Origin of the sequence: uncultured Ferrovibrio sp., from assembly GCF_937960835.1 — a bacterium.
GTDB lineage: Bacteria > Pseudomonadota > Alphaproteobacteria > Ferrovibrionales > Ferrovibrionaceae > Ferrovibrio.
The window spans coordinates 15831-27919 of record NZ_CALGPC010000011.1 but is presented as its reverse complement, the minus strand read 5'-3'; the positions used below and the strand labels follow the sequence as shown (position 1 = coordinate 27919).

General features: G+C 63.8%; 10 protein-coding genes. 6 read left to right on the top strand and 4 right to left on the bottom strand.

The window, feature by feature from the left end:
• Positions 1–16 precede the first annotated feature (16 nt).
• The 5 genes from Q0603_RS11135 to mutL all read left to right on the top strand — a co-directional run bounded on the left by Q0603_RS11135 (position 17) and on the right by mutL (position 7607).
• The gene (locus Q0603_RS11135) at positions 17–2350 is read left to right on the top strand and encodes an ATP-binding protein (RefSeq protein WP_298725599.1); all 2334 of its coding nucleotides are present in this window, start codon (positions 17–19) and stop codon (positions 2348–2350) included.
• A gap of 122 nt (positions 2351–2472) precedes the next feature.
• A complete protein-coding gene (locus tag Q0603_RS11130) occupies positions 2473–3033 on the top strand; it encodes a DUF3035 domain-containing protein (RefSeq protein ID WP_298725597.1) in 561 nt (186 codons plus the stop codon).
• Between the two features lie 32 nt (positions 3034–3065).
• The gene (locus Q0603_RS11125) at positions 3066–4406 is read left to right on the top strand and encodes a pitrilysin family protein (RefSeq protein WP_298725595.1); all 1341 of its coding nucleotides are present in this window, start codon (positions 3066–3068) and stop codon (positions 4404–4406) included.
• Positions 4407–4422: 16 nt separating this feature from the next.
• Positions 4423–5739: a pitrilysin family protein gene (locus Q0603_RS11120; protein WP_298725593.1), complete on the top strand. Its 1317-nt coding sequence runs from the start codon at positions 4423–4425 to the stop codon at positions 5737–5739.
• Positions 5740–5741: 2 nt separating this feature from the next.
• Entirely contained in the window at positions 5742–7607 is a 1866-nt protein-coding gene (gene mutL / locus Q0603_RS11115; RefSeq protein WP_298725591.1) for a DNA mismatch repair endonuclease MutL, read from the top strand.
• On the opposite strand, the gene Q0603_RS11110 is transcribed toward mutL, so the two are convergent.
• The 4 genes from Q0603_RS11110 to Q0603_RS11095 form a co-directional block, all read right to left on the bottom strand.
• Positions 7608–9089, bottom strand: coding sequence for an MASE3 domain-containing protein (locus Q0603_RS11110; RefSeq protein WP_298725589.1), 1482 nt, complete (start codon positions 9087–9089; stop codon positions 7608–7610). It abuts the gene before it with no gap.
• A gap of 341 nt (positions 9090–9430) precedes the next feature.
• Complete coding sequence (gene rsmD / locus Q0603_RS11105; protein WP_298725587.1) at positions 9431–10009, bottom strand: 16S rRNA (guanine(966)-N(2))-methyltransferase RsmD; 579 nt, start codon at positions 10007–10009, stop codon at positions 9431–9433.
• Entirely contained in the window at positions 10006–10776 is a 771-nt protein-coding gene (locus tag Q0603_RS11100) for a pseudouridine synthase (protein WP_298725941.1), read from the bottom strand. The genes rsmD and Q0603_RS11100 overlap by 4 nt, the downstream gene beginning before the upstream one ends.
• A 5-nt stretch (positions 10777–10781) precedes the next feature.
• Positions 10782–11507, bottom strand: coding sequence for a gamma-glutamyl-gamma-aminobutyrate hydrolase family protein (locus tag Q0603_RS11095; protein WP_298725586.1), 726 nt, complete (start codon positions 11505–11507; stop codon positions 10782–10784).
• Positions 11508–11595: 88 nt separating this feature from the next.
• Between Q0603_RS11095 and Q0603_RS11090 the strand changes: the two genes are divergently transcribed.
• Positions 11596–12030: a nucleoside deaminase gene (locus Q0603_RS11090; protein WP_298725939.1), complete on the top strand. Its 435-nt coding sequence runs from the start codon at positions 11596–11598 to the stop codon at positions 12028–12030.
• Positions 12031–12089 lie beyond the last annotated feature (59 nt).

The following is a 12089-nucleotide window of genomic DNA, read 5'->3' as shown; positions in this document are numbered from 1 at the left end:
GTACAGGACGGAACGCATGAATGCGTTGCTTCCGAAGCGGCGAACCCGGAGCCAGAATCAGGTTCGCCGGCGCCAGATTTCCGTCCAGCAGGTCAAGATCACGCTGATCGCTGCGCTGCTGCTGGGCCTGATCACGGGCATCTTCCAGCTTCTGCTCGATATCCGGAACGAAGCCAGCCAGCGCCAGGCCACTGTGACCCAGGTCATGGACATGCTCAACGAGGCGGCGGCGCAGGCCGCCTACGCGCTGGACGAGCAACTGGCTGCCCGCGTGGTCAGCGGGCTCCTGATGTACCAGCCGATCTGGCGCGCTGAGATCTATGACAATTACGGCCGCCTCATGGCGATGGAAGCGCGGCCGCGCGACGGCCGCATGCCCGAATGGGTTCAGCGGCTGCTGCAGGCCGATGACGAGATGCTGATCCAGTCGCTTTACAGCCAGCGCGATCGCGAACTGGTTGGCGAAATGCGTGTCTCGGTCGACGGATCGCTGCTGGCACACAGCATCGTGACCCGTGCCTGGACGGTCCTGCTGACAGGAGTGGTGCGTAACTTCATCCTCGCGCTCATCTTGGCCGTGCTGTTCTACTATACGCTGACCCGGCCGTTGCTGACCTTGGTCGGACAGCTCGAACGCGCCGATCCTCGCCAGCCGCATGTCTCTCCCATCGAAGTGCCGCCTGAGCATAAGGATGACGAATTTGGGCTGCTGGCGGCGCGGATCAATACGATTTTCGCCGTTGGCGCGGATCACGTGGCGGAACGCAATCGCGAGGTGCAGCAGCGTCGCATCTCGGAGGCGCGCTTTCGCGATTTCGCCAACGCGGCATCGGACTGGTTCTGGGAGCGCAACGCCGATTTCGATCTGGTCTATTCGTCACAGGCAGGCGGCGCGTCGCCCGAGGTGGCGTATGACCACATGCTGCGCGACGAAAGCGGCCATGCCGACGCCGCCTGGGTCAATCACCGCGCGGATCTTGCGGCGCGGCGGCCCTTCCGCGATTTCCGCTTTCGCGTCGCCATCGAACCCGACGATGTGCGCCATTACAGCCTCAGCGGCGTGCCGGTCTTCGATGACAAGGGGAATTTCACCGGCTATCGCGGTGCCGGGACCGACATCACCCGGCGTGTGGCGATCGAGGAAGAGGTCGAACGCGGCCGCGAACTGCTGCACAGCGTGTTGGAGGCAATCCCGGCCCGCATCAGTGTCAAGGACACTCGCGGCCGCTATCTGCTGGTCAATCGCAGCCTGACCGAAGCCTTCCAGACCGAAGCGTCAGAGATGATCGGCCGGCATCTATCCGAGCTGCCGCTGCGCGGCCTGGCGCCGGAATCGCGTGCAGACTTCATCAGGCTTAGCAATGCGGCGGAAGAAGAACTGCTGCGGGATCCGCGCGCTTTCCTCAATCGCGAGCATTCTTATCGCGCCGCCGACGGCACGATGCGGACGATTCTGGAAAGCAAGGTTCCCGTGCACGACAGCGACGGCCGGGTGACGGCGATCCTCACCGTTGCCGTCGACATCAGTGAGCGCAAGTATGCCGAACAGGCGCTGGACGAGGCCAATACCCGCCTGCGCAACCAGGCGAAGGATCTGGAGCGGCTGGCGAGCTCCTATGCCCGTGAACGCGAACATGCGGTCGCGGCCAACCGGGCCAAATCGGAATTCCTCGCCAATATGAGTCATGAGTTGCGCACACCGCTGAATGCCATCATCGGCTTCGCGGAAGTGATCGTGCTGCGCATGTGGGGGCCCAGCTCGGAAAAGTATTTTGACTACGCCCAGGACATCGTGGTCAGCGCCCGGCACCTGCTGCATGTCATCAATGACATTCTCGACATGTCCAAGATCGAGGCCGGCCGCTACGAGCTATCGCTGGATGCGCACCAGCTTTCCAGCGTGGTTGAGGACTGTCTGACCATCGTCAAAGGCCGCGCACGCGAGGCGCAGATCGCCATTGTCAACGAGTTTCCGCATGACATTCCCGCCGCCCGGTTCGACGCCCGCGCCATCAAGCAGGTTCTGCTCAATCTGCTGTCCAACGCGATCAAGTTCACGCCACCCGGCGGGCAGGTTCGCATCGCCGGCCTTCGCGAGTCGGACGGCACCCTGGTGGTCAGTGTCAGCGATACCGGCATCGGCATCCGGCCCGAATATCTGCCGCGCATCTTCGAGCCTTTCTGGCAGGGCGACCCGAATATCAGCCGCAGCGGCGAGGGAAGCGGGCTGGGCTTGGCAATCAGCCGCAAATTCATGGAATTGCATGGCGGTACCCTGGAAATCGAAAGCGTCGAAAACCGCGGTACCACGGCGGTGATTCGCCTGCCGGCCGCACCCGCTGAGGCTTGAGAATCGCCTTGCCTGCCGCCCTTGTGCCGGGGCTTGCCCCGAGGGTAAAATCCCGCCTCCGTTAAGCAAGAGGGGACCGTTTCGTCATGAGTCGACCGAACAGTGCCGGCCGACGCCATTGGATGCCGTTCGCTGTCATCCTGGCTTGTCCACTGATCCTGGCCGGCTGCGACAGCACCCGCGAAGCTCTTGGCCTGAACAAGAAATCGCCGGACGAATTCGCCGTGGTTACCAAGGCGCCGCTCGTCCTGCCGCCGGAATTCGGCCTGCGTCCGCCTGAGCCGGGCGCGCCACGCCCGCAGGATATCCAGGCGCGCGACCGCGCCCAGGCGGCGCTCGGCGGCCGTACCGTCACCAGCCCGTTGACCTCGGCCCAGCGCAACCCCACTTCCTCGGTCTCAGCAGGTGAGGCCGCGCTGTTGCAGCAGGCGCGGGCAACAAGCGTCGATCCGGATATCCGCCGCAAGGTGAACGAGGATTTCACCCAACTGGCGGAGCGGGACCGCAGCTTTGTCGACCGCCTGATCTTCTGGCAGGAGGCCGAGCCGCCGGGCCTGGCCGTCGATCCGGTGAAGGAGGCGCAGCGCCTGCGCGAGAATGCCGCCACCGGCAAGTCGGTCACCGCGGGCGACGTGCCGACGATCAAGCGCCGCGAGCGCGGTCCGCTGGAAGGCATTTTCTGATCTGACGGAGCTGCTCTGACGGAGGATTTATTGTGCATCGCCTGATCTCTGCCCTGTTCGCCGCCATAGCGTTATATGCAGGGTGGAGCAGCGATGGGGCCTATGGCCAGGTCTTTCGTCCGACCACCTTCATGCTTGAGAACGGCCTGCAGGTCGTTCTGGTCGAGGATCATCGCGCACCGATCGTCCACCACATGGTGTGGTACAAGGTCGGTGCTGCCGATGAGCAGCCGGGCAAGACCGGCGTTGCGCATTATCTCGAACATTTGATGTTCAAGGGCACGCCCAATGTGCCGGCGGGAGAATTCTCCCGCCGTGTCGCGCGCGTGGGCGGCCGCGACAACGCTTTCACGTCCTACGATTATACCGGCTATTTCCAGACGGTGGCGCGCGATCGGCTGGAAATGGTGATGCGCATGGAGGCCGAGCGCATGGCCTCACTGCAGCCCAAGCCTGGCGATGCCGCACCGGAATTGCAGGTGGTACTGCAGGAAAGGCTCAGCCGCATCGAGAACAGTCCGAGCGCCCTGTTCGGCGAACAGTTCGACGCCGTGCAATATCTGTCGCATGCCTATGGCCGGCCGGTGATCGGCTGGCCGCAGGAAGTCGCTAGGCTGACGCTGGAAGATGCGATGGATTTCTATCGCGCATATTACGCGCCCAACAATGCGATCCTGATCGTCGCCGGGGATGTCTCGCCCAGCGAATTGCGCGGCCTGGCGGAGAAGCATTACGGCCTGGTGCCGATGCGGCCGGTGCCGGCGCGCATCCGTCCGCAGGAGCCGCCGCAGCTGGCCGCACGGCGCATCAGCATGGCCGATGAGCGGGTTTCGCAGCCGAGCCTGCGGCGCACCTATCTGGCGCCCAGCCGCACTTCCGACGCCAAGCAGCATGCCATTCCGCTGACCGTGCTGGCGGAGATCCTGAGCGGCCCCACCGGCCGGCTTTATGCCGCGCTGGTGCAGGGCGACGGTCCCGCGGTTTCGGCCAGCGCATGGTATTCTTCTGTCTCGCTTGATCCGACCACCTTCGGCTTCGGCGCTTCGCCCAAAACGGGCCGCAAGCTGGAAGAGGTGGAGGCTGGCCTCGATCGCGTCATTGCTGCGCTGCTGAAGGACGGGGTGACCGAGAAGGAATTGCGCGAAGCCAAGATCGTCCTCCGCGCCGAGGCCGTTTATGCGCGCGACAGCCTGACAGGCGCGGCGCAGATTTTTGGCCAGGCGCTGACCTCCGGCCTCAGTGTCGATGATGTCGAGAACTGGCCCAGGCTGGTGGAGGCGGTCACCGCGGAGCAGGTGCTGGAAGCCGCCAAATACGTCTTCGACCTACGCAAATCCGTCACCGGCTATCTGCTGCCGAAAGAGCAAAGCTGAGGAAGAGGTTTGACCGATGCGTGTTGCTCTTCGTTGTTTCGTTCTGATCTGTGTGCTGCTGGCCGCCGCTGCGGTGCAGGCGGCGCCCAAGATCGAGCGCGTGATCACGCCGGGCGGCATCGAGGTCTGGCTGGTGCGGGAGCCCAGCATCCCGATGCTGGCATTGCAGGCGGCCTGGCGCGGCGGTTCCTCCAGCGAACCGGACGGGCAGCAGGGATTGGCCTCGCTGACCGCCGCGTTGCTCACCGAAGGTGCCGGCGATCTCGGCCCCGACGCCTTTCAGGATGCCTTGCGCGAGCGAGCGATCTCGATCGATTTCGGTACGGACCGCGATTATATGACGCTCGGTTTGCGCACGCTGTCGGAGCATCGCGAGCGCGCTTTTGAACTGCTGCGGCTTGCCATGACCGCACCGCGTTTCGAGGATGAGCCGATCAACCGGCTGAAGGCGCGTGCCCGCGTTTCCTACGAGCGCAGCCGCACCAATCCCAATGCGCTGGTCGGCGAGCGTTTCGCCGAGCTTGCCTATGGCGACCACCCCTATGGGCGCCGTTCGTCGGCCACTGCCGAAAGCCTGGACCGCATGGGGCGAGACGATTTTGCCACTTTTGCCCGCAAGGCGCTGGCGCGGGACAATCTGGTGATTGGCGCAGTTGGCGATATCACGGCGGCAGAACTGGCGCGGCTGGTGGATCTAAGCTTCGGCGCCCTGCCGGCCAATGCCGAACTGCCGTTGCCAGCCAAGACGACGCCGCGCACGTCGAAAGCGCCGGTGGTGATCCAGTTTCCCATTCCGCAGAGCATCGTGCTGTTCGGCGCGCCGGGGATCGAGCGGGAGGATCCGGATTGGTATGCGGCGACCGTGCTGAACAATGCGCTGGGTGGCGGCAGCATGTCCTCGCGGCTGTTCGAGGAGGTGCGCGAAAAGCGTGGCCTTGTCTATTCCATCGGCACCAGCCTCAGCCCTTACAAGGCGGCGGCCTTGTTCTCCGGCTCGCTGGCGACCAGCAACGACCAGGTTGGCGCGGCTTGGGATCTGGTTCGTGCCGAGTTTGCCCGCGTGGCGCGCGAGGGGCTGACGGCGCAGGAGCTGGAGGATTCCAAAGCCTATCTCACTGGCTCCTTCCCGCTGCGCCTGTCGTCCAATGCCGGCATCGCAAACATGCTGGTGGCGATCCAGATTTCCGGCCTTGGGCTTGACTACATCGATCGTTATCCTGAGCTGATCCGCAATGTCACGCCGGAAGATGTCAAGCGCGTCGCCCAGCGCCTGCTGCAGCGTGACGATTTCCTCGTCGTCGTGGTGGGCCAGCCGGCCGGGCTTGGAGGTTGAGCGTGACCATTCGCCGTCTGCCTGAAACTCTGGTCAATCGTATCGCTGCCGGCGAGGTGGTGGAACGTCCCGCTTCTGCGGTGAAGGAACTGGTGGAGAATGCCATCGACGCCGGCTCGACCCGCATCGATATCGCCATCGCCAATGGCGGCCGCAGCCTGATCAGCATCGCCGATAACGGCAAGGGCATGGGACCGGAGGAATTGCCGGTCGCTGTCGAGCGTCATGCCACCTCGAAACTGCCCGATGACGATCTGCTCGACATCCGCTGGCTTGGTTTCCGTGGCGAGGCGTTGCCTTCCATCGGCGCGGTCGGGCGCATGAGCATTCTCACCCGCCGTGCTGGCGATGACAGCGCGTGGAGCATCGAGGTCGATGCCGGCAGGGTCGGTCCGGTGAAGCCTGCGGCCGCGCCGCCGGGCACGCGGGTCGAGGTGCGCGATCTTTTCTACGCCGTGCCGGCGCGGCTGAAATTCCTCAAGACCGACCGCGCTGAAGAACTCGCAGTGCAGGAGATCGTCAAGCGGCTTGCGATGGCGCATCCGCAGATTGCCTTCACCTTGCAGCAGGATGGCCGCATCTCCTTTCGCGCCGATGCCGTGCAGGGTGAGCTGTTCGAGCGTCGCCTCAATCGCCTGGAGCAGATTCTCGGCCGCGACTTCGCCGACAATGCCGTAACGATCGAGGCCGAGCGCGAAGGTATCAGGCTTACCGGCCATGCGGGCCTGCCGACCTATAACCGCGGCAATGCGCAGCACCAGTTCCTCTTCGTCAACGGACGCCCGGTGCGCGACAAGCTGTTCGTCGGCGCAGTGCGCGGGGCTTATGCCGATTTCCTCAGCCATGATCGCCATCCGGTGGTGGCATTGTTCCTGGAACTGCCGTCCGAGCAGGTCGATGTGAACGTGCATCCGGCCAAGGCGGAGGTACGCTTCCGCGATCCGGGCCTGGTGCGCGGCCTGATCGTCGGTGCACTGCGCCATGCTCTGGCTGAGGCCGGTCATCGTGCCAGCACCACGGTGGCCCAAACGGCGCTCGGTGCGCTGAAGCCGCAGGCCGCGCCGAACCTCAATCTGCCCTTTGGAACCAATGCGCTGTCGGCTGGGGCGCGCTGGCGCGGCTATGACAATCTGCGGCCGGCCAATCCGGGGCTGGCGGAAGCCGCTGCCTTGTATAACGCGCCGCAGGGCGATTTCTCGGGCGGCACGGTGGCAAGCGCCGATGATGGCCTGGCGCCCGCCGCGCGTGGCGAAGAAACCGAGATCGCGCCGACCGTACCGCTGCAGGCCTATCCGCTGGGAGCAGCACGTGCGCAATTGCACGAAACCTATATCGTCGCCCAGACCGCCGATGGCATCGTCATCGTCGATCAGCACGCAGCGCATGAGCGCCTAGTCTATGAGCGCATGAAGCAGAATCTGGAAGCCGGCAAGGTGCCGCGCCAGGTGCTGCTGCTGCCTGAGGTGGTCGAGCTCAGCGAGGCAGAAGCGGCAAGGCTGACAGCCCGTGCCGCCGAACTGGCAGAACTGGGCCTGGTGCTGGAAGGCTTCGGCAGCGGTGCCGTGGTGGTGCGCGAAGTGCCGGCTTTGCTCGGCGATGTGGCGGTGCGTGACCTCGTGCGCGACCTGGCCGATGCGATCGCGGAATATGACAGCGTACAGCCGCTGAAGGAGCAGTTGCAGGAAGTCTGCAGCACCATGGCTTGCCATGGCAGCGTGCGCGCTGGCCGGCGGCTGAACCTGGATGAGATGAACGCGCTGCTGCGCCAGATGGAGGCGACGCCCCATTCCGGCCAATGCAACCATGGCCGGCCGACTTACGTCGAGCTCAAATTGTCGGATATTGAGAAGCTGTTCGGCCGCCGATAGTCAGGCCAGTGCGGTTGCCGGGAAACCGATGGTAACCGTGGTGCCAGCGCCAAGCCGGCTGCGGATGCCGAAGGTCGCACCATGCAGTTCGGCGATGCGGCGCACGATGAACAGCCCAAGGCCGGTGCCCTTCTGCTGCGCCAGATAAGGATCGACCTGGACATAGGGCTGGGCCAGTTTGCTGATCTTGTCTTCGGGGATACCCTGGCCTGAATCGCGGACTTCAAGGGTGAGGGTGCCGTCCGGCGACTTCGACCAGACGACCGCGATCGTGCCGCCCGACGGCGTGAATTTCACGGCATTGGACAGCAGGTTGTTCAGAAGCTGCACCATGGCGCGTTCATCGCCCAGAAAGGTGCCGATATCCTCTGGGCAGTCGATCTGCGCCTTCAGCTTCTTTGCATCGATGTCGGGCATGAAGCTGCGCAGCACGTCGCGGGTCAATTCGTCCGGTTTCAGCGGAGTACGGCTAAGCTGATACTGACCGCTTTCAAGCTTTGAGAGATCGAGGATGTCGTTCACCAGGCCGAGCAGCAACGTGCCGCTGGCGTGGATATTGCCGACATATTCTTCGTATTTCGCATGGCCGAGCGGACCGAAGGCGTGGCTGCGGATCATGTCGGCAAAGCCGAGGATGGAATTCAGCGGCGTGCGCAGGTCATGGCTCATCGAGGCCAGGAAATCGTCCTTGGCGCGATTGCTGGCAGCGAGCTGCAGATAGGGCTTGATCAGGCTGACTTCCACCACGGCCCGCAGGATCGCCCAGGAGGACAGGAATTTCAGGATGTGGCCGAACATGTTCGAGACGTCATAGACGTCGATGTAGAAGATGAAGGCCAGCTCCGCGCCAATGGCCAGCACGATGGCGGCCAGAAGATAGGGCATGGCATCTCCGGAAACGTTTTTTCGATCATACCAAAGCGCCAGCATGCTGAGCGCGTAGATGGCGCTGATCACCATTTCGCTGACAATCTTGAACTGCGTCAGGCCTTCTCCGTCGATATAGGCATCGGGGAAATTGCCGGTGGCGATGCAGCCCATGATCAGCACGGCGATCAGTCCGAAGACAAAAAACAGCAGGGTTTTGTCGAACTGCACGCGGGCGGCAAAGGGGCTGGCCAGGAGCAGCAGCGCCTGGAAATACCGTGAAGCGATCCAGATTTGCGTCGCCGTATTGCCGCCGGGCATGGGGAACAGGTTCATGCCCTTGTAGGTCAAGGTATGCGCCAGATCGAGCACGCCAATCCAGAAGAAGCCGCACGCCAGAAAGATCAGGAAGGCATCCTTCGAGAAGCGATATGTGCTCCAGGCGACGCTGAACAGTACGAAGCAGACGATAACCGCAAACAACTCGGCGGCGAGGTGGAAGAGCAGGAAGCTGTATTGCTCGACGACCACCAGCACGATGGACAGCAGTGCCGGCATCAGCCAGGTCTGCCAGGCTGGTACCGGATAGCCGAAAACGTGGGAGCGAGGCGTCATAGGAGAGGCGGCATTTCTGGTTGGATTTCCGCCTCCAATACCGTTTTTAATTCTGCTTTAGGTTGACATAAGTCAATCATACAGGCGTCGTACCGACTTTTATTGAGCGGTGTTCGTAATGGTCCATAACATATTGCCATCATTGGTAAAAATGTGCGTTAAATCAAATATTTATTTCGTTATCGGCGTTAATGATGGCCCAGGCCTACCAGATGGGCGCCGTGAACCTGAGTTGCCTGTGCTGCTGCCGGCTCCCAAGGGCTTATGGATAAAATCGGGCGCAAATTGGCGTGCGAGCGGCAGTGCACAAGCCTCGAGTGTGCCCCGGCCCGGGCGCGTTATCAGGCCGTCTTGGTTAGAAAGACGAGTTTCGCCGGCCCCTGCCGCCGCTCGTCCAGCAGGGTGAAACCCGCCGGCGGATCGAAGCTGGCTTTGGCGTCGGTCTCGACGATGGCCAGCACATCCGGCTTCAGCCAGCCCTCCCGGTCAAGCGCTGTCAGGGCCTTGGCACCGAGGTCTGAGCGGTAGGGCGGATCGAGAAAGACGATATCGGCCTGCTGGTCCGCCGGCGGCTTGCCCGGCTGGCAGGCATCCATGCCGCGCAGCGTGGTCCGGCTGCCGAAGCCCAGCTCACTGGCATTACGCAAGATCACGCGTCGCGCCGCCGGATCGATCTCGAAGAGATAGGCGTGCCTGGCGCCGCGCGACAAAGCCTCGAAAGCCAGCGCGCCGGAACCGGCAAAGGCATCGATGACGATGCCATCCGCCAGCCGTGGCTGGCCGCTTTCGGTCAGCAGGGCCGGCGAATGCGCCAGCATGTTGAACAGTGATTCCCGCACACGGTCGATGGTGGGCCGCGTGTCGCGGCTGGGTGGCGCGGCGATCGGCCGGCCGCGATGCGTGCCGCCGACAATCCTCATTTCTTTGGGGCAGCCTTCTGGCTCAGGGCCTTGGTTTTCACCCCAAGCTGTTCGGCCAGCACCTTGCCCGGCACTTCCTTGACCTTGCCCGGCTCCAGGCTGCCGAGCTGGAAGGGGCCGTAAGCGACGCGGATCAGGCGCGAAACAGGATGGCCCAGGTGCTCCATCACCTTGCGCACCTCGCGGTTCTTGCCTTCGCGCAGGCCTACCACCAGCCAGGCATTGTCGCCCTGCTGGCGCTCCAGGGTCGCAGTGATCGGCCCGTAGGCGACGCCATCGATGGTGATGCCCTTCTGCAGCCTGGCGAGATGGTCTGGATGCGGCAGGCCGTTCACCCGCACGCGATAGCGCCGCAGCCAGCCGGTGCTCGGCAGTTCCAGCCGGCGCGCCAGTTCGCCGTCATTGGTCAGCAGCAGCAGGCCCTCAGAATTGAAGTCCAGCCGGCCGATGGAAATGACCCGCGGCATATCGGGCGGCAGCTTCTCGAAAACGGTTGGCCGCCCTTGCGGATCGCGATGGGTGGTCATCAGACCGCGCGGCTTGTGATAGAGCCACAGCCGCGTCTTGTCTGGTTCGGCCACCGGCTTGCCGTCGACCATGATGATGTCGTCGGGGCCAACCAGGAAGGCGGGCGTGTCGAGTTTCTTACCGTTGACTTTGACTCGGCCTTCGGCGATCAGCCGTTCGGCATCGCGGCGCGAGCAGACGCCGGCGCGCGCCAGCCGTTTGGCGATGCGCTCGCCTTTCTCCGTATCGCCTTTCTGCATATCGCTCATTGCGCGGCGGCAGCGACGAAAGCGGCGAAGAGCTTCTCGTCGCCCTGGCTGATCAAGAATTCTGGATGCCACTGCACGCCGAGGCAGAAGCGGTAATCCGGATGTTCGATGCCTTCGATCACGCCATCGGGCGCGACGGCATCCGAGATTGCGCCGGGCGCGACCTTCTCCACCGCCTGGTGATGCGCCGAATTCACTGGCAGTTCCTCGGCACCGACAATCCTGTGCAGCAGCGTGCCCTTGGCGATATGCACGCTATGGCCGGCCTGATCGCGGGGATTGGGCTGCTCATGGGCCAGTGCATTCTCTACCGCATCGGGGATATGCTGGATCAGCGTGCCGCCCAGCACGACGTTGAGCAGCTGCTGACCGCCGCAGATGCCGAAGACCGGCTTGTTGCGCTCCAGCATGCCCTTGGTGATTGCCCATTCGAACTGTGTGCGGGCATCCTTGGTCTTCACCGTGGCATGTTTGGCGGTGGCGCCGAACAGGGCCGGGTCGACGTCGAAATTGCCGCCCGTCACGATCAGGCCGTCCAGCAAGTCAAGATAGCTCTCCACCGCGCCCGGTTCATGCGGCAGCACCAGCGGCACGCCGCCCTTGGCTGAAACCGCCGAGCAGTAATTCTGCCGCAGGGCATACCAAGGGAATTTCGAATAGCCGCCAGGCTCTTCCGAATCGAGGGTGATGCCGATCAGTGGCGCGGATTTGGCTTTGCTCATGGGCCCCGTTATAGGCCCGGGCGTCTAGGGGGGCAACTCGGCTTGACGCGTGGGGCCGGCTCCCGCAGGCTGCGCCGTCATGACGCCCATGGATGCCGCTCTGGAAGAAGCCAAGGCCGCCGCTGCACGTGGCGAGGTGCCGGTTGGGGCCGTCATCGTGGACGGAGCCAGCGGGGAGATCGTCGCGCGTGCGGGCAACGAGACCCGGGCGCTGAATGATCCCACCGCCCATGCCGAGGTACTGGCGATCCGCCGGGCCGCTGCAGCTTTAGGGGCAGAACGGCTCGGCGGCTGCGACCTCTACGTGACGCTGGAGCCATGCACCATGTGCGCGGCCGCCGTCAGTTTCGCCCGGCTGCGGCGGCTGTATTACGGAGCCGATGATCCGAAGGGCGGCGGCGTCGCCCATGGCGCACGATTCTTCGCCCAGCCGACCTGCCATCACCGGCCCGAGGTCTATGGAGGAATCGGCGAGGTTGCCGCTGCGGCATTGCTGCGCGATTTCTTTGCCGCCCGCCGATAAACGCCCCAAGTCCCTAGCCGAGTGCGAAGCCCGGTTCTACACTCGGCGCCGTACCGCTA